The organism is Paraburkholderia sediminicola (assembly GCF_902859805.1).
In the GTDB taxonomy this organism is placed as follows: domain Bacteria; phylum Pseudomonadota; class Gammaproteobacteria; order Burkholderiales; family Burkholderiaceae; genus Paraburkholderia; species Paraburkholderia sediminicola.
The window spans coordinates 264076-289406 of record NZ_CADIKC010000004.1 but is presented as its reverse complement, the minus strand read 5'-3'; the positions used below and the strand labels follow the sequence as shown (position 1 = coordinate 289406).

Here is a 25331-nt window from a genome sequence, read left to right as displayed (position 1 = left end):
ATGAAGTATTCGAATCTGGTTGAGCGTTTGCAGGGCAGGCGTACGTCGGCGTGGGAAATCCATCGTGTCGCCCAACAGGCGCTCGCCAACGGCGAAGACGTGATCGTGCTGAGCGTCGGTGACCCCGATTTTGCGACGCCCGCGCCGATCGTCGAGCGCGCCATCGAGGCGTTGCGTAGCGGCGATACGCATTACAGCGCCGTGTCCGGGCGTGAGCCGGTGCGCGCGGTGATTGCCGAAGACCATGCGCGCACCACCGGTTGCGCCGTAAGCGCGGCCAATGTGATCCTGACGGCAGGAGCGCAGAACGGCGTGTTCGCCACCTCGTTGTGCCTGCTGGAAGCGGGCGACGAAGTGATCGTCCCCGAGCCGATGTACCTCACATACGAAGCCTGTGTGCGCGCCGCGGGCGCCACGCTCGTGCCGGTGCCGGTCGATCCGGCGCGGGCATTCCACCTCGATTGCGATGCGCTCGAAGCGGCCGTCACGCCGCGCACTCAGGCCATTTTCTTCGCGACACCGTGTAACCCGACCGGCGTGGTGATGCCGCGCGCCGATCTGGAACGCATCGCGCGGATCGCGTGCGAGCACGATCTGTGGGTGCTCTCGGACGAGGTCTATGCGGATCTCACATTCGAGCGCGAGCACGTGAGCATCGCCGCGTTGCCGGGCATGGCGGAGCGCACGGTGACGCTGGGTAGTCTGTCGAAATCGCATGCCATGGCGGGGTGGCGCGTGGGTTGGGCGATTGGGCCTGCCACGCTGATCGAGCATATGGGGCGGCTCGCGCTGGCGATGCTGTATGGCTTGCCCGGTTTCATCCAGGAGTCTGCAGTGACGGCGCTGCAGAACAAAGCGCCAATCGTTGCCGAGATGCGCGAGATTTACCGGCGCCGCCGCGACGTCGTGTTCGAGCGCTTGCACCGCGTGCCGGGCTTGCGTTGCCTGTTGCCGGAAGCCGGCATGTTCATGATGGTCGACGTCAGCGGCACGGGCCTCGATACGGTCGATTTCACCTGGCAACTGTTTCGCGCAAAAGGCGTGTCGTTACTCGACGCCAGCGCCTTCGGCGAGACCGCGAATGGTTTCGTGCGGCTGGGTTTCGTGGTCGACGAGGCGAGCCTGATCGACGCGTGCGAACGGATTGCGGCGTTCGTCGGCGGATTGCCGGTGCGCGCGACGGCGTAGACCGGGAACAAGGAAGGCCGCCTCAATCGTGAACGCCAGAAGAGGTTCTCGCGGCGTCGCGATAGCAGAGCGGCTTTCTTAAGTATTTCGTATTGCTTTCGTTTTCCTCGAGGAAACGATGCGGCTTGGGAGCGGTGCGCGTTAGAGCCCGTTTTCGATTGACGTCTTCGATGCTTGCGTCAAGAATCGGTCGCCTGATTCGTCTTAAGCAGGACAATCAGGACATCGACGCCTATCGACCCGCAGCCGGATACTCCATGGCCATTCGCTTCTACCTCTCGTTGCGCCGATCACTGATGGCCGGATCCATGGCGGCCGCGCTGGTGGCAATGGCGCTGGTCCTTGCCGTCATCGCCACGTTCAGTCAGATGTGCGCGGCGGCGGAACTGGACGACTCATCCGCTGAACCTGCCAGCACGGAAACAGGTTCCGCGCCGGCGAGCTCGGTGAGCGTGCCCGGCGCGCGCGGCGTTCAGGCAAAGACTTCCAGCCAGTCCGTCGATGCAAACGGCCAGCCAGTCACCGAGCCGCGCGCAAATCCACCTCGTACCGGGCATTCGCCACGGGTTGCCGCAGTCGCCCAGAACGACACGCCAGACAACCCGCCGCACACGGCCAAACCCGAGACCGCGCCGATTCCCGTACCGCCGGAAAGCACTGCCGTGACGCAGCATTCGATCCGGCTCGGCGGCCGCAAGATCGACTACACGGCGACGGCGGGCAACCTGCTGCTGCGTGACAAATCCGGGCAGGCCAACGCGAGCGTCTTCTATACGGCCTACACGGTCCCCACCAAGTCGCCTTCGACACGTCCCGTCACGTTCCTTTTCAACGGCGGACCGGGTGCGGGCAGCGTGTTCCTGATGATCGGCTCGTTCGGGCCGAAGCGGGTGCGCACGGCGAGTCCCGCGATCACACCGCCCGCGCCGTATGTGCTGGAGGACAACCCCGATAGCCTGCTCGACACCACCGATCTGGTCTTTATCGATGCAGTCGGCGCGGGCCTGTCGAGAGTTGTCGGGCATGGCACGGGGAAAGACTTCTGGGGTGTCGACAAGGACCTTGACGCGTTCGCACAATTCATTGACCGCTATCTGACGGTCAACCAGCGCTGGAATTCACCCAAATACCTGCTCGGCGAATCGTACGGCACCGCGCGCGCCGCGATGCTCGCGTATCAGTTGGGGCAAAACAATATCGCGCTGAATGGCGTGATCCTGATGTCGTCGGTGCTCGATTCCTCGGCGTTTTCACCCGGCTTCGATTTCCAGAGCGAAAGCTACTTGCCGAGCTTCGCGGCGATCGCTTGGTATCACGACAAGCTCGTGCCGAAGCCGGCCAGTCTGCCGGCCTTTCTCGACGAGGCCCGCGCGTTTGCCCGCGGGCCTTATGCGCAAGCGCTCGCGCAGGGCGACGCGTTGCCCGATGCGCAGCGCGACGAAATCGCCGCACGCGTCGCGCAGTTCACCGGGCTCGACGTCGATTACGTGAAGCGAAGCCGTCTGCGTCTCTATCCGTCGCGTTTTCGCGATCAATTGCTGCGCGATCAATCGCGCAGCATTGGCCGTTTCGATGCACGCTTCAAAGGACTCGAGTACGACGGCGTGTCCGAGCGCCCCGATTACGACGCATCGGTGAGCAGCGTGGCGAGCGCTTTCGACGCTGCGCTTCATCAGCACTTTGCGCAGGACCTGCACTTCACGCCTGCTGACCGCTATCGCGTCTTCGATGACGACGCGTTGAAACAATGGGACTGGAAACACCGTGAGTGGTGGGGCGAACAATTGTCCGTGCCGTATGCGGCGGGCGATCTCGCCGAAGCGATGCGGCAGAATCCGCACCTGCGCGTGATGTCGGTGAATGGCTATTTCGACCTCGCCACGCCGTTCTATGCGACCGAGTACGCGCTCGCGCACCTGGGCATTGATGCGTCGCTGCGCGCCAATGTGCGCATTGCCTACTACCCGACCGGGCACATGATCTATCTCGACGATGCCGCGTTGCATGCGCTCAAGCGGGACCTGGCGAGCTTCTATGCGGCGGACGGAGGCTAGCCTGGCAGGCCGCGGCAAGTCGTTGAACGGTATAATTCTTGCACTTTGACGCACCCGCTCGAAGGTGCGTCCATGCCGATGTCCACGGCTTCGCCAACCAGAGTGCAGTAACCAGGCTTCATCAACCAGGATTCGCCCCGCGCCGCCCATGCCATTTCTCCCGATCCAGTCCTTCACGCGCAAACGACTTTCCGACGTGGTGTCCGACCAGATCAAGCAACTGATCTCGGACGGCGCGCTGATGCCCGGCGACCGCTTGCCGGCCGAACGCGATCTGGCCACGCAGCTCGGGGTGTCGCGGCCGTCGTTGCGGGAAGCGCTGATCAGGCTGGAAGCGGACGGTTATATCGAAACCTCGGGGCGTGGCGGCTTCACGGTCGTCGACGTCACCGCGCCGATCATCTCCAAGCCGCTCGCCGAGCTGCTGCTGCAAAATCCGCGCACCAGTGCCGATATTCTCGAACTGCGCCAGGGTCTCGAATCGATTTCGACGGTATACGCGGCCGAGCGCGCCACGGCAGCCGATCGGCAGAAGATCACCGAGGCGTTCGAGGCATTGAAGGCCGGTTCGCAGTCGCAAGACCGCGTGAACCTCGCAGAACTGGACGCCGCGTTTCACCTCGCCATCGCGGACTCCACGCATAACATCGCGCTCGCGCATGTGATGCACGGTATCCATACGCTGATTCGCGAAGGCATGCGCCAATACCACCGTCTGATCGACTACGACGACGCGATGGAAAAGCAGTTGATGAGCCAGCATCAGGCTATCTACGACGCGGTCATGGCACGCGACGCGCAAAAGGCGCGCAAGGCCGCCGAGCGTCATCTGGCCTATGTGCGCGAGATGTACAAGGAAGACGCGGCGAGACCTTCGCCGAGCGTGGTTTCCTGAGTTGCTGTTTTCCGACCGCCCCCGATTCCCTGATTCGCTGATTCCCTGACCGCCGCTTGCGCCCACGGGCGGGCGGCGGGGCGCGCGTACCCATTGCCGCGCCAAAGCCTGCGCAGTCCGCTTCACTAACGTTTTCGCGGTTGACACCGCCCGGCGACTTCCTTATATTTCGTGGTCAGACCAACAAGACCAGTCTTACTGACCGGCCGCGAACACGCTGCCGGCAGGAAACGCCTGCGCCGCCACGATTCCGCACTAAAGTAAGTGAATCAGCGGCCGCCGCTTTTCATTTCAACGAGCCTATGAAAGTCGCCCTGTTTATCCCGTGCTTCATCGACGCGTTCTATCCCGAAGTGGGGATCGCCACGCTCGAATTGCTTGAACGCTTCGGCATCGAGGTCGACTATCCGCAGGAGCAAACCTGTTGCGGCCAACCGATGGCCAACAGTGGCGCGCACACTGAGGCAGCCGGCGCCGAGCGTGTGTTTGCGCGCAACTTCGCCGGCTACGACTACATCGTTGGACCGTCGGCGAGCTGCATCCATCACGTGCGCGAGCATTTGACCGCGCTCGAGCAGACCGATGACGTGAGAAAGGTCCGCGCCAACGCCTACGAACTCGTCGAGTTTCTGCATGACGTGGTCGGCGCGCGTGAGTTTCCGTGGGCTGAGTTTCCGCATCGCGTCGGTCTGCATAACAGTTGCAGCGCGCTGCGGCATCTGAAGGAAGCGTCGGTCTCCGAGATTGGCGCGCCGCCGTTTTCGAAGCCGCGCACTTTACTCGAAGGCGTGAAAGGCATCGAGTTCGTCAAACCGTCTCGGCCCGACGAATGCTGCGGTTTCGGCGGCACGTTCTCGGTGACCGAAGAGCCGGTGTCGGTGCGCATGGGGCAGGATAAGGTTCGCGATCATCTCAACGCGGGTGCGGAATACATCGTATCGGGCGACATGTCGTGCCTGATGCACCAGCAAGGCTGTGCGGAGCGGATGAAGGCCGACGCACGCTTCATCCATATCGCGCAGGTTCTCAACGGAGCACGCGCATGAGCCGCATCGATCACGCGAAAGCCGCGGGCGCTTTCATCAGGAAGACGGAGCACGTCGCGTTTCACGACAAACGTCTGTGGGATTTGCGTGAGAAGCGCGATGCGCAGGCGCACGGCATCCCGGAATGGGAGACGCTGCGCGAACTCGCATCGGGCATCAAGGAACACACGCTGTCGCATCTGTCCGACTACCTTGAGCAGTTCGCTGCCGCGGCTGAAGCAAATGGGGTCGTGGTGCATTGGGCCGCGACCGCCGAAGAGCACAATGCGCTGGTCCACAAGATCATGTCCGGGCGTGGCATGACCACGCTCGTCAAAAGCAAGTCGATGCTCACCGACGAATGCAAGATGCGCGAGTATCTCGAACCGCGCGGCATCACGGTGATGGAGACCGATCTCGGTGAGCGCATCCAGCAGCTCGATCATCAGGACCCGAGCCATATGGTGGTGCCCGCGGTTCATAAACTGCGCGCCGATGTAGCCGAACTGTTCGGCCGAACCATCGGCACCGATCCGCAAAACAGCGATATTCACTACCTCGCGGAAAGCCAGCGGATGAACACGCGGCCGTACTTCGTGCGCGAGAAAACGGCAGGCATGACGGGCTGCAATTTCGCGGTGGCGGAGACCGGCACGGTGGTGGTGTGTACGAACGAAGGCAATGCCGATCTCTCGGCGAACGTGCCGCCGTTGCATATCGCGTCGATCGGTATCGAGAAGCTGATTCCAAAGGTGGCGGACCTCGGCGTATTTATCCGCATGCTGTCGCGCAGTGCGCTCGGTTCGCCGATTACCCAGTACACCTCGCATTTTCGTGCGCCGCGTCCGGGCGCCGAGATGCATTTCATCCTCGTCGATCATGGCCGCTCGGAGCGGCTTGCGATGGAGGACTTCTGGTATTCGCTCAAATGCATCCGCTGCGGCGCCTGCATGAATACGTGCCCCGTGTACCGGCGCAGCGGCGGCTTGTCATATGGCGGCACGTATTCGGGGCCGATCGGCGCGATCATCAATCCGACCTTCGACCTGAAGCGTTATAGCGCGTTGCCGTTCGCGTCGACGCTGAACGGCAGTTGCACGAATGTATGTCCGGTAAAGATCAATATTCACGAGCAGATCTATAAATGGCGCACGGTGATCGCCGAGCGTCACGAGGTGCCGTTCGTGAAACAGGAAGTGTTGAAGATGGCGGGGCGTCTGCTCGCGAGTCCGACGCTGTATCGGGCGACGGTGTCGTCGATGGGCGGCGCGCTGCGGCGCTTGCCGAATTTCATGCTGTATAACCCGCTCAACATCTGGGGCCGGCAGCGTGAATTGCCGGAGGCGCCGAAGCTGACCTTCCACGCCTGGTACAAGAAAAATCGTGGAGGTGGCGATGGCAACGCGTGAAGCTTTTCTGGCGAAGGTGCGAGAGGCTCAGCCGTCGGCGCGTCCGCGGCCCGATGTGCCGTTGTTTGCTTCGGCGGCTGGGGACTTGCGGGCGCGCTTCACGACAGCATTGCAGGCGATGGGCGGCACGTGCGTCGAAGCGTCGGCTGCGGGTGACGTGCTTGCGCTGATCCGTGAGCGGTTCGGCGATGCGGCGTCGGTGGCGTCGGCGACGCCCGAAGTGCCCGGCACGCGCGAAATCACTTCCGAAACCGAACCGGCTTCGTTGCAGGATATCGAGGTGGGCGTAGTGCGGGGTCGCTTCGGCGTGGCAGAAACCGGCTCGGTGTGGTTCAGCGAGCGCGAGTATGTGGTCAACTCGCTGGGGTACATTGTGCAGCATCTGGTGGTGCTGCTCGATCCGGCGCAGTTGCTCGACGGCTTGCAGGACGTGTACCGTCGCGACGACTTCCGCGATGCGCGCTATGCGGCGCTGGTCACAGGCCCTTCGGCCACCGCGGATATCGAAGGCGTGCTGATTCGCGGCGCGCAGGGCGTGCGCTCGTTGACGGTGGTGTGGATGGCGGCGCCGTAAGGAACCTGGCGAGTGAGCGGGCTCACGCTGCCTTGGCTTTCGCCGATCTCAGCAGGACCTCTGCGGCAGCCCCCCGCCTGCAAAGCCGGCTCAGGATCACTGATGAGCGAATCCTCCATGCGCATACCGTGCGGGTATCAACGTGTAGTTATATTTTGATATCATCACTGTATAAGCATACAGGTTTCGTGAAAACGCCGTGGCGACAGATGCTCCGTCAGACCTCCGTTCTGATGTCCCTTATTACCTGCAGAACTTCGAGCGTGCGCTGGCATGGCTAACCGAGCGCTACGACGATCTGCTGGACGCACACGAACACGGCTTCCTGCGCGATTTCGCGGCTTTGCCACAGCCTTCGCGCGCGTTGCTGGTTCGCATGCTGATGAGGAAGGGCACGTTGTTCCGCGCGAGCCGCCTTTCTTATGACGAGATCGGTTGCCCTTTGCAGGCGGTCGCACCCCTGGCAATGCTCGGTTGGGTCGACACAGAACCCGTTCTGACGCTTGACGATCTGTTCGCGCTCACCACGCGCCCCGAATTGCTGCTGATCTTTGCGGACGCCATTGCGTTGATACCCGGCGCGAAAGGCTTGCGCAAACCCGATCTGCTGGAAACGCTGCGGCCGTTTTACGAAGCCGCAGAGGAGGGTGAGGGCGACGACCGAGGCCCTGTCGCGCATCCGTTGTCCACATGGCACGCCCAGACCGCCGACCGCGTCTTCCACGTCGCCATCGCGCCCCTTTGCGAGCGTCTGCGCCTGATGTTCTTCGGTAATCTGCAGCAGGACTGGTCGGAGTTCGTACTCGCCGATCTCGGCGTGTTCCAGTACGAGACGGTTGCGTTTGCGCCGTCGTCGCGCGCATTCCAGCAACGCGCGGACGTCGACGTCTATCTTGCGTTGCATGCATGCCGCGAAGCGCTCGAATGGCTCTCCACGGGTGACGCGCAGTCAGAGGCGGTAGACGCGATAGACGCGATAGTCGCCGCGATTGCTGCGATCGAAACCTCGAACCCCTGGCTCGAAACACGTCGCGCGAAACTGCTGTTTCGTATCGGCCAGCATTGCGAACGTCAACAGAACTGGGCTGCAGCACTCGCTGTCTATGAGCGTTGTGCGTGGCCCGGCGCACGCCATCGGTGCTTGCGTGTGCTGGAGCGCAGCGAACGATTCGACGAAGCCTTCGCCCTCGCTTCGCAAGCCGCGGCCAAACCTGAAAGCGAAGAGGAAGCGCAGCGCATCGAGCGCATGTTGCCGCGCTTGCAGCGCAAGCGTGGCGAGCGGGTGGCGCGTGTGGCTGCCGCTCGCCCGGTCGAGCGCAGCACGCTGGTTCTGCCGAGGCCAGAGGCGCCACAGCCGGTCGAATACGTCGCCCGCGACCATTTGACTTGCGACGCGACGCCGGTTCATTACGTCGAAAACGCGCTGATCAACTCGCTGTTTGGCTTGCTGTGCTGGGAGCCGGTGTTCGCGGCGCTGCCCGGGGCGTTTTTTCATCCGTTCCAGCGCGGACCGGCCGATCTGCATGCACCGGATTTTCATGCGCGCCGTGCCGCGCAATTCGCCGCATGTCTTGCGCAACTCGAGAGCAGTGCCTACCGCGAGACGATTCTGCGGCATCTGCAAAGCAAGGCAGGATTGCAATCGCCGTTCGTATTCTGGGGCTTGCTGACGCCGGAACTGGTTGAGTTGGCGCTCGATTGTCTGCCTGCCGCGCATCTGAAACTATGGTTCGAGCGTCTGCTGCGCGACATCCGCGGCAACCGCTCGGGTTTGCCGGACCTGATCCGGTTCTGGCCGGCCGAGCGCCGTTATGAATTGATCGAAGTGAAAGGCCCCGGCGACCGCTTGCAGGACAACCAGATCCGCTGGCTCGCGTATTGTGCGCAGCACGGCATGCCGGTGCGCGTGCTCGACGTGCGATGGGCTGATGAAGAAATCGTCGCGTCCGAAGCTGCGATGGGCGTGGCCGCAGCAGTCGCCGCCGAGGTCACCCCAGTGACCACAAAAGAAGCCGCCACCGAGGCCCGCACGTGACCTACGTGGTCGCCGTCCGGGCGATGTGCGAATTCACCGCGCGGCGCGGCGATCTGGATCTGCGCTTCACACCCGCGCCTACCTCGCTGGAAGGCATGGCCGGCCATGTGACGGTCGCCGGGCGGCGCGCGAGCGGCTATGAAGCTGAAGTGACGTTGACCGGCACGCATCGTGGTTTGACCGTGCGTGGCCGCGCCGACGGTTACGACCCGGTATCGAACCGGCTGGAGGAGATCAAGACCCATCGTGGCGCGCTCGAACGGATGCCGGCCAATCACCGCACCCTACATTGGGCGCAGGCGCTGGTGTACGGTCACCTGTTGTGCCAGGCCCGCGGGCTCGCTGGATTGACGGTTGCTCTGGTGTACTTCGATGTCGGCAGTCAGAAGGAAACCTTGCTGACCGAAACGCACACTGCGCGTGAGCTGGAGATTTTTTTCGTCGAGCAGTGCGAGCGTTTTCTCGATTGGGCCGTGCAGGAAGAGGCTCATCGCGCCGCGCGCAATGCCGCGCTCAGTGCGTTGCAGTTTCCGCATGGCCGGTTCCGCAGTGGTCAGCGCGAGCTGGCTGTGTCGGTGTATCGCGCGGCGCGTGACGGCAAGCCCTTGATGGCGCAGGCGCCAACCGGCATCGGCAAAACGCTGGCGACGATTTTTCCGCTGCTCAAAGCATGCGCGTCGGATCAGATCGACCGCGTGTTCTTCCTGACCGCGAAGACGCCGGGCCGCGCGCTTGCCCTCGATGCCATCGAAACGCTCCATCGAAGCGCCGAGGCGACTTCTGCGCGCTTGCCGCTGAGAACCCTGGAACTGGTCGCGCGCGACAAGGCCTGCGAGCATCCCGACAAGGCGTGCAACGGTGAGTCCTGTCCGCTCGCACGCGGCTTCTACGACCGGCTCGACGCAGCCCGCAGCGCGGCGTTGGCCGGGCCGAGGCTCGACCGGGCGTCGGTGCGCGAAGCGGCGCTCAGGCACGACGTCTGCCCGTACTATCTCGCGCAGGAATTGGCGCGCTGGTCCGACGTGGTGGTCGGCGATTACAACTACTACTACGACAGCAGCGCGATGCTGTACGCGCTTACGCAGATCAATCAATGGCGTGTCGGCGTACTGGTCGACGAGGCGCACAACCTGCTCGAGCGGGCACGGCGCATGTACAGCGCGTCGCTCGATCAGGCGGCGTTCCGGCTCGCCCGCAAAACCGCGCCCGCCACGCTGAAGAAACCGCTTGAACGGCTTCAGCGCGAGTGGAATGCGGTGAAGCGCGCCCAGACCGACGCGTATCAGGTCTACCCCGACGTCCCCGGCAAACTGCTTTCGGCCGCACAGAATCTGATCGGTGCGGTGACGGATCAACTTGCCGAAGCACCGCTTTCCATCGACGAAGCATCGCTGCGATTTTTCTTCGACGCCATGCATTTCGTCGCGCTGGCGGAGCAATTCGGCGAGCATTCGATTTTCGACATCACGCTCACCACGGATCGCTACGCGCCGCGCGGCAAAAGCAGCAGCACGCTGTGCGTGCGCAACGTGATCCCGGCGCCGTTTCTCGCAGGGCGTTATGCGGCCGCGCGCACCACGGTGATGTTTTCAGGCACGCTCAATCCGCATCATTTCTATCGCGACACGCTGGGTCTGCCGGAGCAGACGAACTGGCTCGAGGTCGTTGGGCCGTTTCGCGCCGAGCAGTTGCAGGTGCGGGTGGCCGGCAACGTATCCACGCGCTGGCGTGATCGCGAACGCTCGCTCGTGCCCATCGTCGATCTGATCGCCACGCAATACGCCGCGCAGCCAGGCAATTATCTTGGGTTCCTGAGCAGCTTCGAGTATCTGCAACAGGTAATGGGCCTGATGCGCTCGCGTCATCCGGAACTGCCGGTATGGGCGCAGGAACAGGGTATGGACGAGGCGGCGCGCGACGCGTTCCTCGCGCGCTTTCGCACCACGAACCAGGGCGTCGGCTTCGCGGTGCTAGGGGGCGCGTTCTCCGAGGGTATCGATCTGGTCGGTCAGCAGCTGATTGGCGCCTTCATCGCGACGCTCGGCCTGCCGCAGATGAACGACGTCAACGAGCAGATGCGCCGCACGATGGACGCGAAGTTCGGCAACGGCTACGACTACATGTATCTGTATCCTGGCTTGCAGAAGGTCGTGCAGGCCGCCGGCCGCGTGATTCGCACGGAGCAGGATCAGGGGGTGGTGCATCTGATCGACGACCGGTATCGGCGGCCGGAAGTGCGACGGCTGTTGCCGCGCTGGTGGCAGGTGCAATAAGCCGTTGCGCTGGTGCAGTAAGTCGTTGCAATAAGCCGGTACAACAAGCCGTTCATCGCCGGCTCGCGAGCCCATCTCTTTACCTCCTGGGTAATCGACCTGCCTACACCCGCCAGGCAAAGTGGCGGCACGGCACAACGATTCCCACCCAAGGTAAGGAGGCTTCCATGAACGCGACCGCACCGTATCTCACCGACGACCCCAACACGATCCGCACCGCCGACCACACGCGCCTGTTCTATCGCGACTGGGGGCAAGGCGCGCCGGTGGTGTTCCTGTCCGGCTGGACGCTGAATTCCGACATGTGGTCTTATCAGATGGAGCCGCTGTCGCGCCTCGGCTGCCGCTGCATTGCTTATGACCGCCGCGGCCACGGCCGTTCGAGCGATCCCGGACGTGGCTACGACTTCGACACGCTCGCCGACGATCTCGACAGCGTGCTCAGCACACTCGATCTGAGCAATGTGACACTGGTCGCACATTCGATCGCGAGCGGCGAAGCGGTGCGTTATCTGACGCGGCACGGTTCGGAACGCGTGGCCCGGATCGCGTTCATCGCGCCCGCAGCCACGCCGTATCTGCTGAAAACTGAAGACAACCCGAACGGGATCGACGCCGCATTGTTCGAGCAAGGCCGCCTCGCGCTGAGCCGTTCCTTCCCCGACTGGATCGAGGCAAATGCCGCACCGTACTTCGGTCCGGGTGTGTCGCGCGCGCCGCTCGACTGGACGATCCGTATGATGCTGCAAACCTCGCATCAGGCCATGCTCGAGCTCGCTCGAATCCAGACCATTACCGATTTCCGCGCAGAGCTGGCCCGCATCCGGGTGCCGTCGCTAGTCGTGCAAGGCGACCGGGACGCCTCTGCGCCGCTCGAGCTGACCGGACGGCCGACCGCGGCGCTGATCGAAGGCGCTTCACTGAACGTCTACGAAGGCGCCGGCCACGGCCTGTACTTCACTCATGCGGAGAAGTTGAACCTGGATTTGCTGGCGTTCCTGGGCCACCGGCCGGCTTAGGGTCGACCGGCACCTGATCTTCAACCGGCGCGTCGGCCTTGCCGGCCGCGGCCTTCAGCGAGGCGTCGGCAGGCGCCGTTGAAGGCGGTTCGGCCTTCGCTGCAACGTTGGGGCCGTCATCCGGCGCACCGCTCGATTCGACTCTGGCCGGTACGCTCTCCGGGTCCCACGTCAGCAGATGCCGCTGCGGGTTCGCGATTTCGATGCCGCGCGCGCTGAACTGGTCGAGAATGCGCCGGTTGAATTCGCGCTGCACGCCCCAGCGCGCGGTGTCGCGGCATTGGATCTGGCCGGCCAGCGTGACCGCCGAGCCATCCACGCCATCCACGCCCCAGAAGCTGAAGTCGGACAGAATGCCGTCCTTGAACTTCTCGTCTTCGCGCAGTGCTGCGCCGATTTCCTTCAGCGTGGCGATCGCCAGATCGACGTCCTCGCCGAACACGATGTTCACCTTCACCGCCGCATTGCCGAGTCCGCGATTGGTGTTGTTCACCGTCGTGACCGAACTGAACGGCACCGTGAAGAGCGAACCGTCGCTGCCGCGCAGGCGTACGGTGCGGATCGACAGATATTCGACCGTACCGGATACGCCCGCGAGCGTGACCCAGTCGCCGACCTGCATGGCGTTTTCCATCAGCAGGAACATGCCGGTGATGAAATCCTGCACCAGTTTTTGCGAGCCGAAGCCGAGCGCCACGCCGAAAATACTCGCGCCCGCCAGCAGCGGCCCGATGTTCACACCGAGTTCGCTCAGGCCGGTGAGCACCACCACCAGTGCGATCACGCAGAAGAGCGCGCTGCGCAGCATCGGCAGCAGGGTACGCAGACGTGCGGCGCGCACGAGGTCGCCGCTGGTGGTCCAGCGGTCCAGCCGCCGTTCGATCGACACGTTGGCGCCTTCCCACACTACCAGTGCGATTACCGCGGCGACCCCGATCGTAACTAGCGCCGAAGCCAGCCGATGGCCGATCGACCCGCTCCGGAACAGCTCGCCCACGTCGACGCCCCAAACCTGCAGCAGCGCAAGCGCGGTGACAATGCCGATGATCCACGCGACGACCCGCCGCAGCAGCGGGTAATAGCGGTAGGCGTGCTGTTGTACGAGCGACTTCTCCGCATCGCCCTTTACGTTGAAGAGCCGCGCCATGGCGCCGAAAATCACGATCGCGACGACCCGCGCGCCCACCAGGATCGCCAGCGAGATGCCGCCGAGATGCAGCAGGGTGCGATAGCCGTTCTGCACGTCGAGCGCCCAGATGAACCACAGCGCCATCACCACGAACGCCGCGAATCCGGCCCACGCATCGGCGAGCGCGTTGCCGAACATTTCCAGCGATTCGCTCGCGGCAAAGCGTCTGCGGATCAATTCGCCGACCGGCTTCCTGCATTTCAGAATCAGAATCGAGATCATGATGTGGCCGGCGAGCGCGACCACTTTCATTAGCGCGAGATGCGCCGCGTCGTTCAGGCCGAGCGACTGCGCGATCTCCGCGATCGCCGAACCGGCGCCGACCACGGCCACGATCCGTACGATCCAGCGGTGCACGAATGCGGCCCACGCATCGCTCATGCGCAACAGGCGCAGGCGCGGCGCGCTCGGCTGCAGGAAGAAGCCGCTGACGATCACGATCAGGCGGCACAGCACGTAGATGTCGATCAGCGAATCGAGCGCGCGGTCTTGCGGCGTGCCGTCTTCGGTGAAGATCGACATCAGCGCGCTCGCCGCGCCGACGAACACCGCCAGCGGCAACAGGCGCAACACCATCGTCAGGAGCGCGCGCGGCAGGCGCTGCAGCAGCGTCAAGTGATGCACGGCTTTCTGCTCGACTTTGGCGTCGGTGGTTTTGCCGACAATGGGCGCGGCCGTTGTGATGGACGCGCTGGGCTTCGCCGCCTGGGCCGTTGCATTGGGCGACGCGGGAGAGGTGGGAGAAACGGGCAGCGGCGGTGCGGCATTCGGCGTATCGGCCGGTTGCGGCAGGACATCGACGGGCAGGTCGGCTTGCGCTGCACTGTCTTCCTCGTCACGTTCGCGGCGCGCGGCAAGGGCCGCGTATGCGCGGCGCAACAGGCGGCGCGCGAGCCATTCGAGCGCGAGCGCGGGCAGCAGTGCCGCCAGCAGCGACCATGCGACCTGGCCGAGCACACCGCGCGCTTGCGGGCTGGTCGATTGCCAATGCCACCAGGCACGCACCGAAGCGACGTCGAGCAGCGCGGCGACCGAACTGCGTAATGACTTGCCGAGATGCACGGCCCAATGCGCGCCCTGACGCGCCAGTTGCGAGGCGAGGCCATTGGACTGGAAGGCGGCTGGGACGAGCGCGCTGGCGCTGCTGGCGGCGGCGGGCGCCGACGCAGCCGCGGCCGCCGAGGCAGGTGGAGCGCTGAGTGCGCCCGCTGCGGCGATCGCCTGTAGCGTGTCGCTGACTTGCGCGCGGCGTGTGGGGTCGTTGAGGACGCTGAGCGCTTGGCGGGCCTGCTCGGGCGTCAGGGTGGGCACGGCGCCGGATGCAGCGGACGCGGCGGTGGGGTGCGCCGCGGCGGCGAAGACCGGCGAGGCGCTCAGAAGGAGAAAAATGACAAGCCAGGCGTGGAGTTTTTTGCGCATAGGGTGTAAGGCGGGGTACCAGGTGCGGACGGCGGTGCCGGGACGCGTGGGTCGACGCGAAGGTCGATTCGGCGGCGTGACCTTGGACCGACACGCGTTTAGTCGTACAAGTTCCATCCGCGGCGGCTATTGGTGTTCAAGCGGTGTTCACGCCGTGTTCACGCGGAGGTTCGGCCAGTTGGCCCGAATTGTAACGTCAGGTAGCAGAAAGCTTGCCTGGTAGAGGCGCCGGTGAAGGCGTAGCGCGCAAGATCGCGCGGCTTGCGGCCTATAGAGGCTGCGGGCGCTATATGACAGGGGGCTATGGGCGATGCAAGGACGCAGCCCCGTGGGGGCTGCGTCGGCAAAAGGGCGGGCGCGAAAGCGCTCTGGCCCCGCACCACAGGGGCGCTCAGGCCCGGCAATACCTATTCCGTTGCTTCCACCGAATCCCTCGCCGCCACGCCGAGCGTGCCTTCGACCACCTCGGTGAACGTGCGCTCCTCGCGCAGGATGAAGCGCTTCGTCTGCGCAAACAGGAAATTCTCGCGGGCTTCGGCGTCGGAGCGCAGCCGCGCCCGATATGTTTCGTACGCGGCGAGGCTGTCGAATGCGATCAATCCCCAGGCAACGTCGTTGGTCCCTTCGTGGGGCAGAAAGTAGCCGATCAGATGGCCGCCGCAGCGCGGAATAATGCGGCCCCAGTTGCGAGCGTAATCGTTGAAGGCTTCGCGTTGGAACGGGTCGATCTGATAGCGGATGAAGCAGGTAATCGTCATGTGCAAGCTCCCGATCGGGTGGGGTGGTTTGAAGCAGATGAGTATCAGTATGAAGACTGCTCGACTGCGACGTTTCATTGCGTTCTGAACTGTCGTTGAGCGGGGCGGGCGGCATTCAATGGCGGTATGAAGGCCCGCGCAGATCGCAAGCAACGCCATGCCTCCGGGCCTACCTCTTAACCTGGTGCAGCCGTTTTTCCACTAGCTTCGCGGATCGTCAAAACCGCGAGCGCCGCGCCGGCCAGTGCGCACATCGCCGATACCAGCGCAACCGCCCGCAAAGCCGCCCCGAGTGCCTCGGCTTGCGCGCGCGCTACTTCGTCTCGTGTCGCGGCGTCCGTTGCGCCCGCCGCCGCCGGGCTCTCATTCATCGTGTCCTGCGTCAATCGCGCCGTCGCACGCGCCGCTTGCGGCACGTTCAATGCATCGAGCCGCGCGTCGAGCGCCGCGTCGTGCGACCACACGAACACAATCCCGAGCACAGCGATCGCCAGCAGACTCGCCACCCGGGCGACGGCGTTATTGATGCCCGAGGCGACACCCGTGCGGGCGGCGGAGACGGATGTCATCACCGTCGTCGTCAACGGTGCGACGGTAATCGTCATGCCGAGCCCGAGCACGACCAGCGCCGGAAAGAAGCCGCGCCAGTATTCGCCGCGGACCCAGGGCAGCGCGAGCATTGCAAAACCGACCGCCGCGATCACCGGCCCAGCGCCCAGCAAGGCCCGTGCGCCGTAGCGGCTGGTCAGGCCGCCGGTGAAACGCGACAACAGGCCGATCGTCACCGGCACCGGCAGCAGCGCGGCGCCTGCCTCGGTCGCGCTATAGTCATATGCGCGGATCAGCGTGAACGGCAGGAAGAACAGCGCGCCGCCGAGCCCGAAATAGAGCAGCAGCGTGACGAGATTCGCGCCGACGAAGTCGCGCGAATGGAACACATCGAGCGGCATCATCGGATTGCGGGTCTTTGCTTCGAGCACGACAAAGCCGGACAGCACGACGAGGCCGCCGAGGATCGACGCCAGCACCCAGCGGTCGCCGAAGCCGCGCGCCGAGGCGATGGTCAGGCCGTAGGTCAGCGCGGCGAGCCCTGCGGCTGCTGTGACGGCGCCCGGCCAGTCGAGCCTCTGCAGCGCTTGCTCCTTGTGCGCCGGGTCCGGGTCCGATGGATCGTCTTCCTGCCGGCTGTCCGGCACGGCGACGACCGCCAGCGCGATGGTTGCGCACGCGATCGGTACGTTCAGAAAGAAAATCGCCCGCCAGGAAAACGCGTCAACGAGCCAGCCGCCCGCCACCGGCCCGACCGCCGACGTGATCGCGCCGACGCCGGCCCAGGTGCCGATCGCCTTGCCGCGCTCCTTGTCGTCGAATACCGAGCCGATGATGGAGAGACTGCTCGGCACCAGCAGCGCCGCGCCGATGCCTTGCACGGCGCGTGCCGCGATCAGGGCGCCGACGCCTGGCGCCACGCCGCAGCCAATCGAGGCGAGCGTGAACAGGCCGATTCCCGCGATGAACACGGTGCGCCGGCCGAGCTTGTCGCCCAGCGAGCCGCCCACCAGCACCAGCGAGCCGAGAAACAGCAGATACGCGTTGACCACCCACTGGATTGCCGCGACGCTCGCGCCCAGTTCGGTCTGGATCGACGGCAGCGCGACGTTGACCACCGAGCCGTCGATGAACGCCATGCTCGAACCGAGGATGGTCGCGGCGAGCGCGAGCTTTTTACGTCGGCACGGGTGAGCGAAGCTGAGGGGCTGAGCGCGGATGGCGAGCGCGTCGCACGGGCTCGCCTGGGCGGGGAGCGTGGAGGAAGGGCGGCGCACGGGCGCCGGGGCGTGCTGATCGGCCAAGTCCACTCCGGGGTGGATGAACGGCTTTCAGCATAGCAACGCCGGGAGAGAACCGATAGGCGGTTACAACGCCAGGCCGGCCGCGCCGCGCGAGGCGGCGGGGTTGCGGCACTATTTGCGGCCCTGTTTGCGGCTGTTTACCGCCGTTTGCCCGTTCAGACGGCCTCAGGTCAAACCAGCGAAGTCAAACCAGTGAAGGCGCCTGCCGCTCCGCCTCGTCGTCGGCATCCGCACCGCCGTCGGCGTTCGACGCGCGTCCGGCCGCCGGATCCTGATGCAGCCGGCTCGCATGCATCAGGCGATACAGCGTAGCCCGCGAAATGCCGAGTTCGGCCGCGGCCTCGGACAATTTGTAGCCGTGCCGCTGCAGCGCGTGCTCGATGGCGTCCTTTTCAGCCTTGCTGCGGATTTCCGCCAGCGTCACGGCCGGCCCGTTGTCGGTTTCCGGCAGGCCGAGGTCGCTTGCGGTGATAAAGCGGCCCTCGCTCATCACTACGGCCCGGCGCACGCAGTTGATCAGCTCGCGTACATTGCCCGGCCAGGGATAGTTCGACATGGCGACGATCGCGTCGCTCGACAGCCCGCGCAATTTGCGTGCGCCGTCCTGCCGGTACATGCTGAGCGCGTAGTTGGCGAGCAGCTTGATGTCGCCGCCGCGCTCGCGCAAGGGCGGCTCGACGAGCCGCAGCACGCACAGGCGGTGATACAGGTCAGAGCGGAAGCGGCCGTCTTCGACGGCTTTGTCCAGATCGACGTGGGTCGCCGAAATCACCCGCACGTCGACGTTGATCGGCCCATTGCCGCCCAGCCGTTCGATCGTGCCTTCCTGCAGGAAGCGCAGCAGCACCGCCTGGCATTCGTGCGGCATGTCGCCGATTTCATCCAGAAACAGGGTGCCTTCGTTGGCGCTTTCGATCCGGCCGATCTTGCGTTGCAACGCGCCGGTAAAGGCGCCGCGCTCATGGCCGAACAATTCGGCTTGCAGCAGGCTCGGCGGAATGGCCGCGCAATTGATCGCGACGAAGGCCCGCCCGGCGCGCGGCGAGCGCTCGTGAATCGCACGGGCGGTCAGTTCCTTGCCGGTGCCCGATTCGCCGGCGACGAACACTGGCGCATCGGTCACGCCGCATTTGTCGATGCGCCGGTACAACTGCTGCATCGCCTCGCATTGCCCGACCATGCCGTGCCGGCCGAGCGAAGGCTCGGGGGCGGCTGGCGCATGCCGCAGGCTCGACAGCCCGTGCGCGTGGCCAAGCGCGAATACCAGCCGCTCGTTCAGCCAGGGCCGGGTCACGAAATCGAAGCAATAATCGAGGATGAAGCGGCTGACCAGTTCGTCGTCCGACTGGCCCGGCGCGATCTGCGCGACCCAGTTGGTTTCGACGCGGCGCATGCAGGAGGCGAGAGCGGACAAATGCTGGGACGTGCACTCACCCGGCAACTCCACGAGGCCGACCTTGATATTGTCGCGCTCGATCATGCGTTCGGCGATTGCCGTGCTTTTGGCGTGCACCGCTTGCCAGCCGGATGCAGCCAGGAAGCTGGCCAGATCCCGGTCGGGCGAGTTCGACACGTAGAGAACGGTGCGTTCGGTGTCGACAGGCGTGCAAGTCGTGTTCATGTAACCCCCGGATTGTTGCTGCCCTCAGAACTGCTCTTCGACGAACTGGAAGACCGGCAATGATAAATCCACGGTAGCGGCAATGGCGGGGACGTAGAGCGGCGGTATGAACCGCGAGGTGCTACACGTCGGACAGATAGCAGGATGGCATTTAACGGTGAGACCGCCTGACTATTTCATCCCCGAATCACAAAAGCCGTTTTCTACCCTGGTGGTCTGGCAGACGCGCTCTACGTGGCGCATGGCTTAACGATAAGCGAAAGTGATTTCGAGCGCCATACAAACAAATCTGGATTCAGAAACGTTTTTCCGCTTTAGCGTGCGTATTTGCCGTTCAAAAATGGCCGGTCAACCGCGGATATGTGCGAAATCCCACACAGCATTGCAAATCGCATGGCGGTCATCCTGCAACGGATGCCGCGCCGTCGAATCACCGTGTCTCAGGCTTGCGACATTTTGGGCGACGGCTGCGGGAGCCGTTTCGTGGCCCGAAGCATCGGCACATTTGACCGGGCCACACCGCAAAGCGCGGCCGGATCGGGGCCGACCGGGCGTGCGTCCAGGCCCGCCAGCAGGTAGATCCTTCTGCAACGCGTTGGAGGGTGAACGCAACGCGTGTCAAATCCGAATCAACGTGTGCCGCAAGGCAGGATCGGGTGCCGTGCGCTGCAGCGAAATTCACCGTGCATCAAGGGGTTGAGAGGACATGGCACAGCCATTGCAATAGGAGCGTTACAAGCGAATGCATTGCCGCCCGCGCCGGTAGCACGGGGAAAGCAGCCGGAGCCCGGCGGCAAACATCGTCTTCGTAAGCGCGGCCGGGGAAGCCAATGTGTCTTACGAGGGTGCGGCGGGGCCACTAAAAAAACGGACGTCAAAAAAGCGGGCTGAATGGTCGATGCGGCGCATCGGTCATTCTTCACCGGACGACACAAAAAAGCTGACCTCGCCATTTTTCCGTCCGACTGGACGGACCTGGCGTTGATGGCCGAAATTAAATTGATCGCGATAGCGACAGGTACCGTGCTCGAGCAGATTGCGGGCGCGCGACGCACAGCACAGGACAGGGGCGGGGCAGCGTACGGTCAGGACCAGCCGGCGCGACGATGCGGGGAGGGATGGCCTTAGTCTCCATAGAGGGGCGCGCTTTGCGAGGTGGACCGGGCGCCGTGCCGGCGCGATTGCGCGGGCACGGCCTACCTGGACGTAGCCTTGAAATGGCTCACCATTCGGGGGTTGTCATGAAAACGATTCGCAAGTTGGCCGCAGCGCGGCTGGACCGCAACACCACGGCGCACGGCGCCGTTCTCTCCTATCAGCGCCTTGTCGCCGGGCCACGCAGCCTGTTCGCCGCGCCGCCGGTCGATCTGCTCACGCTGGTGATCGCCGAGGCGGTAAAACGCAAGGCTCAGCCTGAAATTCAGCGCGATGCGCTGCGCGACGCGATCCATGAGATGCCGCCGTCGCCCGAACGAGGCTACGAGCGCGGCGTGGACGTCGATCCAGCCGGACCGGACGATTACATCTGACTGCCGACCGCGGTTGACGTGGCGTTGCCGGCCGGATAATTTCAGGCCGGCCGTCGCCGCGCTCTACGAGGGCATGTCCGGCCGCCTGCTGTTTACCAGGCGGTCGAATTGCCAGGCGGTCGACTGCGTCGCCGCAACTCAAGTCCAGCCGCTGAACCCGCCCAATCACTGGGGTTAGTCCGCCAGAATCGAATCCAGGCGGGCGTGGCATGATATGGACATTCGTCCGGTGTGACTGCTACGCTGCGACACTGACGGACCGCAAGCCTTCATGCAGCAGGCTTGAAAAATAATTCGCATATCGAAATGAGCGTGCCATGACAAAGACCACACCCTCGCGGGAATTCGATGGTGAAGGCCGTCTCCAGGATGCCACGATCGTGGACCCGGCGAGCGTGACGTCCCGCGCCGATGGCGGAGAGGGCGTGGCGCCGGCCGGCGGCATGCGCGAGGCGTTGACCGAAATCCTCGCGCGCGTCGCCGCGGCGCTCATGTTGAGCATCTTCACTTACGCCGCGGTCAAGCAATGGCTCGCGGCGCCCACCCGCATCACCTTGCTGCTGCTGGTGGTAAGCGCGTTCATGACCTTGGGGTTGTCGCTATTTGCGCGGGTACCCATCCACCGTGACTGGACGCCTTTCGCTTTTATCTGCTCGGTGGGCGGCACGTTCTATTTTCTTGCTGTGCGGCTTTCGCCCGGCACCCAGCTTATTCCGGAGGCGGCCGGCGCGTCGTTGCAACTGCTGGGGATTTTCTGGCAACTGTTCGCGAAGGTGTCGCTGCGCAGGTCGTTCGGCATTTTGCCCGCCAATCGCGGGGTTGTTTCCCGCGGCGCTTACCGGTTCGTGCGTCATCCCATGTACCTGGGGTATTTCGTGACGGACGTCGGGTTTTTGCTGGCGAACTTCGGGATCCAGAACGTGATTGTCTACGGATGCCAGTTTGCGCTGCAGGTCGGACGCATTGTGCGGGAGGAGCGACTCCTTTCCGATGACGAGCGGTATCGGACCTACAGGGGTAAGGTGCGGTTTCGGGTAATTCCGGGCGTGTTTTGACGGTGTATCGTGTAGTTTTTCTTACGGTATGAACCGAAGTGAGCCGCAATGAGCCGCAACGAGCGGCGCTAAACGGCAAACCCCAACCTGCCGGATTACCTTTGATCGATCCGCAAGCGCGCCACATCATCCATGCAAAGCGATACAAACCCGTTCCACGACATGGCGTCGATTCTGTCCAATCCGATACTCAACACGGATTCGTACAAGGCGTCGCACTACCTGCAATATCCGCCGGAAGCGTCGGCGATGTTTTCATACATCGAGTCGCGCGGAGGACGCTACGACCGCACGCTGTTTTTCGGCCTGCAGATGCTGATCAAGGAGTATCTGTGCCGCCCCATTACGCCGGCCATGATCGACCAGGCGAAGGCGTTTTTCACAGCGCATGGCGAGCCGTTCAACGAAGCAGGCTGGCGCTACATCGTCGAGCACCATCGGGGCTATCTGCCCGTGCGGATTCGCGCGGTGCCGGAAGGCTCGGTCGTGCCCACGCACAACGTTCTGGTCACGGTCGAATGCAACGATCCCGAGGTGTTCTGGCTGGCCTCGTATCTGGAAACAATGTTGCTGCGCGTGTGGTATCCGATTACGGTCGCGACGCAAAGCTGGCATCTGCGCAACACGATTCGCGCTTATCTGGAGAAGAGTAGCGACGACCTCTCTCAATTGCCGTTCAAGCTGCACGATTTCGGCGCGCGCGGCGTATCGAGTGCCGAGTCGGCGGCGATTGGCGGCGCGGCGCATCTGGTCAGTTTCATGGGCTCGGATACGGTGCTCGGTGTGGTTGCGGCAAACCACTACTACAACGAACCGATGGCGGCGTTTTCCGTGCCGGCCGCGGAGCACAGCACGATCACGTCATGGGGGCGCGAGCGCGAGACAGACGCATTCCGCAACATGATCGCGAAGTTCGGCAAACCGGGCGCGATCGTTTCGGTAGTGTCCGATTCCTACGACCTGTTCGCCGCGCTCGAGGTATGGGGCACGACGTTGAAGCAGGCGGTGCTCGACTCCGGCGGCACACTGGTGATCCGGCCTGATTCCGGCGATCCGCTGACGATCGTTCTGCAGACCATGCGAGCGCTCGAGGTGTCGTTCGGTTCGACGGTGAACGGCAAGGGGCGGCGCGTGCTCAACAACGTGCGCGTGATTCAGGGCGACGGCGTGAATCCGGATTCCATTCAGGACATTCTTGCGGCCATGGATGAGGCCGGCTTTGCGGCGGACAACATTGTCTTCGGCATGGGCGGCGCGTTGTTGCAGCAGATCAATCGCGATACACAGCGCTTCGCCATGAAGTGTTCGGCCATCCGGCTCGGCGATGAATGGCACGACGTACGCAAGGACCCGGTCACGGATGCCGGCAAACGTTCGATGAAAGGGCGGCTTACCTTGCTGGTGAATCGTCACTCAGGCGAGTATCGGACGGTGACGCTGCCGGTGGTGTGGGACGACCGTACCGTTGCAGGGGATTGGGACGAGGCGCTCGTCACGGTTTTCGATTCTGGAAAATTGCTCGTCGACGCGGCGTTTTCTGAAATCAGGAAGAGGGCTCACGCGGCCGAGGGTTAGTCGGCTGTTCAGCCCAACGTGTCAGTGCACATGCCAGACCGACACGCCGCCGGCATCAACGTCAATCCGGCAAGGGCTGCCTTCCCGCAACCGGGCATCTTCGTTCGCGACGTCGAAGCGCACCCCCGCGATATTCAGACGGACATACCGCTCGCCGCGCCGTAATTCGACCGCATCGACCATGCCCGCATAGGCGCCACCGGGCGAAATAACCACGGCGTGGGACGAGATGCGCCACATCACCCGTTGCCCCGCAGGAATCGCAAATCCGCTATCGCCGGTCGCGATCGTCAACCCTTCGCCAATCTCGACTCGCCCAGGCGCAGTCATCAAACCTTCGCCGACGTTGTGCAAGCCGAGCAACTCCGCAACCCGCATCGAAGCCGGCCGCTCGAACACTTCATCGATGGAACCCGCCTGCAGCACGCGCCCCTGTTCGACAACCAGCACTTCATCAGCGAGTAAAGCCGCTTCGTCGGGATCGTGCGTGACGATGATCGTCACCGCCGCAATCTCGCGCTGCAACGCACGCAGCGACTGCTGCAAACGCCGTCGCCGGGGCGTATCGAGCGCCGCGAACGGCTCATCGAACAGCAGCAATTCGCTATGACGCGTGAGCGCTCGCGCCAGCGCCACGCGTTGCCGCTGACCGAACGACAATTGATGCGGCAAGCGCGCAACCAGTTGCGCGAGGCCGAGATGATCGAGCCAGTAACGCGCACTGGCGACGTCGGCGTCGACGGGAAACGCGAGTTGCTGCGCCACCGTCATGTGCGGGAACAGGCCGTAGTCTTGCGGCATGTAGCCGATCTGGCGGCGCTCGGGTGGCAGTGTGCTCAAGTCAGTTGTACCGAGCCGGACGGAACACGCTGCGTTGGATTCGAGCCCTGCGATCAGACGCAGCGCGAGGGATTTGCCGGAGCCCGACGGGCCGATGATCGCAAGCCGCCGCGTCGCAGGGGACCATGCGATGTCCAGTTCGAAGGCGCCTAATCGGCGCTGCAAACGAAAGGCGAGGCGAAGGTCGGAAGTTTCGCCCCGGCTCGCGGTCAGATCGGTGCCGGGTTCCAGCGCGTCGTCGCCGTTTTCGGTCTCTTCGAGCGAGGTTTTCTGCCGAAGGCTGTATATCGACAACGCCGCGCAGACAATCGCAATCGCGAGCGTCGGCAGCAATAACGGCATCATCGCCGGCAGGCCCTGGCCACCGAATACGACGTATGTGTACACCGGCAGCGAATACGGGTGATAGGCCACCATCACCGTTGCGCCGAATTCGCCGAATGCACGCAACCACGCCAGCGCGAGTCCCGCGCGAATCGCCGGCCACGCAACCGGCAGCATCACGCGGAAGAAGCGGCTGCTGGCATGATGGCCGAGCGTCGCGGCCACGTCGTCGAGCACGGGGTCGACGGCGGCGAACGCCGATTTCGCGGCGATGATCAGGAAGGGCGCGGCCACGAAGATTTCCGCGAGCACGATGCCGGCAAACGAATCCGTCAGCGCCCCGTTAGTGAAGCGGCCGACCCAGCTATAGGGCCCAAGCAGAAACAGCAGCAGCACGCCGCTCGTGAGTGGCGGCAAGGCGAGCGGTAACTGCACGACGAAGCCGAGCAGCGCCATCTTGCGCGAGTTCGAGCGCGCCAGAAGATAGCCGAGCGGCACGCCGCCGAGCAGAATCACGAACGAGGCCACGCTGGCGCTCGCCGCCGAGATGCCGACCGCCGACCACACCGCGCGCCAATCGACATTCGGCCAATCGGCCGCGCCGAGTTGCGGCACGCTCGCGATAAACGGCGCGCACAAATAGACGGCAAGCAACGCGGCCAGCCACAGCAGCGGCCGCGCGGCCGATCGCTTCAC

General features: G+C 64.0%; 17 protein-coding genes. 12 read left to right on the top strand and 5 right to left on the bottom strand.

Annotation, left to right across the window (positions count from 1 at the left end):
* The 9 genes from R8871_RS17275 (at position 1) to R8871_RS17235 (ending at position 12472) form a co-directional block, all read left to right on the top strand.
* Positions 1-1188 (top strand): pyridoxal phosphate-dependent aminotransferase, encoded by a 1188-nt coding sequence (locus R8871_RS17275; protein WP_175051540.1) that lies wholly within the window; start codon positions 1-3, stop codon positions 1186-1188.
* Positions 1189-1445: 257 nt separating this feature from the next.
* Positions 1446-3242, top strand: a complete 1797-nt coding sequence (locus R8871_RS17270) for a S10 family peptidase (protein WP_175051539.1) — start codon at positions 1446-1448, stop codon at positions 3240-3242.
* A gap of 148 nt (positions 3243-3390) precedes the next feature.
* The gene (locus tag R8871_RS17265) at positions 3391-4137 is read left to right on the top strand and encodes a FadR/GntR family transcriptional regulator (protein ID WP_175051538.1); all 747 of its coding nucleotides are present in this window, start codon (positions 3391-3393) and stop codon (positions 4135-4137) included.
* A gap of 302 nt (positions 4138-4439) precedes the next feature.
* Positions 4440-5183, top strand: a complete 744-nt coding sequence (locus tag R8871_RS17260) for a (Fe-S)-binding protein (protein ID WP_175051537.1) — start codon at positions 4440-4442, stop codon at positions 5181-5183.
* Complete coding sequence (locus tag R8871_RS17255) at positions 5180-6571, top strand: lactate utilization protein B (RefSeq protein ID WP_175051536.1); 1392 nt, start codon at positions 5180-5182, stop codon at positions 6569-6571. The genes R8871_RS17260 and R8871_RS17255 overlap by 4 nt, the downstream gene beginning before the upstream one ends.
* Positions 6558-7145, top strand: a complete 588-nt coding sequence (locus R8871_RS17250; RefSeq protein WP_175051535.1) for a LutC/YkgG family protein — start codon at positions 6558-6560, stop codon at positions 7143-7145. Before R8871_RS17255 ends, R8871_RS17250 begins: the two co-directional genes overlap by 14 nt.
* Before the next feature lie 199 nt (positions 7146-7344).
* Positions 7345-9180, top strand: a complete 1836-nt coding sequence (locus R8871_RS17245) for a VRR-NUC domain-containing protein (protein ID WP_175051534.1) — start codon at positions 7345-7347, stop codon at positions 9178-9180.
* On the top strand, positions 9177-11453 hold the full coding sequence (locus R8871_RS17240; RefSeq protein ID WP_175051533.1) for an ATP-dependent DNA helicase: 2277 nt from the start codon (positions 9177-9179) through the stop codon (positions 11451-11453). The genes R8871_RS17245 and R8871_RS17240 overlap by 4 nt, the downstream gene beginning before the upstream one ends.
* A gap of 167 nt (positions 11454-11620) precedes the next feature.
* Complete coding sequence (locus R8871_RS17235) at positions 11621-12472, top strand: alpha/beta fold hydrolase (protein ID WP_175051532.1); 852 nt, start codon at positions 11621-11623, stop codon at positions 12470-12472.
* Here R8871_RS17235 and R8871_RS17230 read toward each other — a convergent pair.
* The 4 genes from R8871_RS17230 to R8871_RS17215 all read right to left on the bottom strand — a co-directional run bounded on the left by R8871_RS17230 (position 12411) and on the right by R8871_RS17215 (position 19312).
* On the bottom strand, positions 12411-15080 hold the full coding sequence (locus R8871_RS17230; protein ID WP_175051531.1) for a mechanosensitive ion channel family protein: 2670 nt from the start codon (positions 15078-15080) through the stop codon (positions 12411-12413). The genes R8871_RS17235 and R8871_RS17230 overlap by 62 nt on opposite strands.
* 407 nt (positions 15081-15487) lie before the next feature.
* Positions 15488-15838 carry an NIPSNAP family protein gene (locus R8871_RS17225; protein ID WP_175051530.1) on the bottom strand — a complete coding sequence of 117 codons (351 nt, stop codon included), beginning with the start codon at positions 15836-15838 and terminating at the stop codon, positions 15488-15490.
* A gap of 176 nt (positions 15839-16014) precedes the next feature.
* A complete protein-coding gene (locus R8871_RS17220) occupies positions 16015-17691 on the bottom strand; it encodes an MFS transporter (protein ID WP_175051529.1) in 1677 nt (558 codons plus the stop codon).
* Positions 17692-17875: 184 nt separating this feature from the next.
* Positions 17876-19312 (bottom strand): sigma-54-dependent transcriptional regulator, encoded by a 1437-nt coding sequence (locus tag R8871_RS17215; protein WP_175051528.1) that lies wholly within the window; start codon positions 19310-19312, stop codon positions 17876-17878.
* A gap of 1241 nt (positions 19313-20553) precedes the next feature.
* Between R8871_RS17215 and R8871_RS17210 the strand changes: the two genes are divergently transcribed.
* The 3 genes from R8871_RS17210 to R8871_RS17200 all read left to right on the top strand — a co-directional run bounded on the left by R8871_RS17210 (position 20554) and on the right by R8871_RS17200 (position 23471).
* Entirely contained in the window at positions 20554-20841 is a 288-nt protein-coding gene (locus R8871_RS17210) for a hypothetical protein (protein ID WP_246287608.1), read from the top strand.
* Positions 20842-21284: 443 nt separating this feature from the next.
* Positions 21285-21896: a methyltransferase family protein gene (locus tag R8871_RS17205; protein WP_172737663.1), complete on the top strand. Its 612-nt coding sequence runs from the start codon at positions 21285-21287 to the stop codon at positions 21894-21896.
* Positions 21897-22028: 132 nt separating this feature from the next.
* Positions 22029-23471 carry a nicotinate phosphoribosyltransferase gene (locus R8871_RS17200; RefSeq protein ID WP_175051527.1) on the top strand — a complete coding sequence of 481 codons (1443 nt, stop codon included), beginning with the start codon at positions 22029-22031 and terminating at the stop codon, positions 23469-23471.
* Positions 23472-23492: 21 nt separating this feature from the next.
* On the opposite strand, the gene R8871_RS17195 is transcribed toward R8871_RS17200, so the two are convergent.
* A complete protein-coding gene (locus tag R8871_RS17195) occupies positions 23493-25331 on the bottom strand; it encodes an ABC transporter ATP-binding protein/permease (RefSeq protein ID WP_175051793.1) in 1839 nt (612 codons plus the stop codon).

Coding starts and splice junctions, on each gene's coding strand:
- R8871_RS17275 (WP_175051540.1), top strand. CDS start 1: ATGAAGTATTCGAATCTGGTTGAGCGTTTGCAGGGCAGGCGTACGTCG.
- R8871_RS17270 (WP_175051539.1), top strand. CDS start 1,446: ATGGCCATTCGCTTCTACCTCTCGTTGCGCCGATCACTGATGGCCGGA.
- R8871_RS17265 (WP_175051538.1), top strand. CDS start 3,391: ATGCCATTTCTCCCGATCCAGTCCTTCACGCGCAAACGACTTTCCGAC.
- R8871_RS17260 (WP_175051537.1), top strand. CDS start 4,440: ATGAAAGTCGCCCTGTTTATCCCGTGCTTCATCGACGCGTTCTATCCC.
- R8871_RS17255 (WP_175051536.1), top strand. CDS start 5,180: ATGAGCCGCATCGATCACGCGAAAGCCGCGGGCGCTTTCATCAGGAAG.
- R8871_RS17250 (WP_175051535.1), top strand. CDS start 6,558: ATGGCAACGCGTGAAGCTTTTCTGGCGAAGGTGCGAGAGGCTCAGCCG.
- R8871_RS17235 (WP_175051532.1), top strand. CDS start 11,621: ATGAACGCGACCGCACCGTATCTCACCGACGACCCCAACACGATCCGC.
- R8871_RS17230 (WP_175051531.1), bottom strand. CDS start 15,080: ATGCGCAAAAAACTCCACGCCTGGCTTGTCATTTTTCTCCTTCTGAGC.
- R8871_RS17225 (WP_175051530.1), bottom strand. CDS start 15,838: ATGACGATTACCTGCTTCATCCGCTATCAGATCGACCCGTTCCAACGC.
- R8871_RS17215 (WP_175051528.1), bottom strand. CDS start 19,312: ATGAACACGACTTGCACGCCTGTCGACACCGAACGCACCGTTCTCTAC.
- R8871_RS17210 (WP_246287608.1), top strand. CDS start 20,554: ATGAAAACGATTCGCAAGTTGGCCGCAGCGCGGCTGGACCGCAACACC.
- R8871_RS17205 (WP_172737663.1), top strand. CDS start 21,285: ATGCGCGAGGCGTTGACCGAAATCCTCGCGCGCGTCGCCGCGGCGCTC.
- R8871_RS17200 (WP_175051527.1), top strand. CDS start 22,029: ATGCAAAGCGATACAAACCCGTTCCACGACATGGCGTCGATTCTGTCC.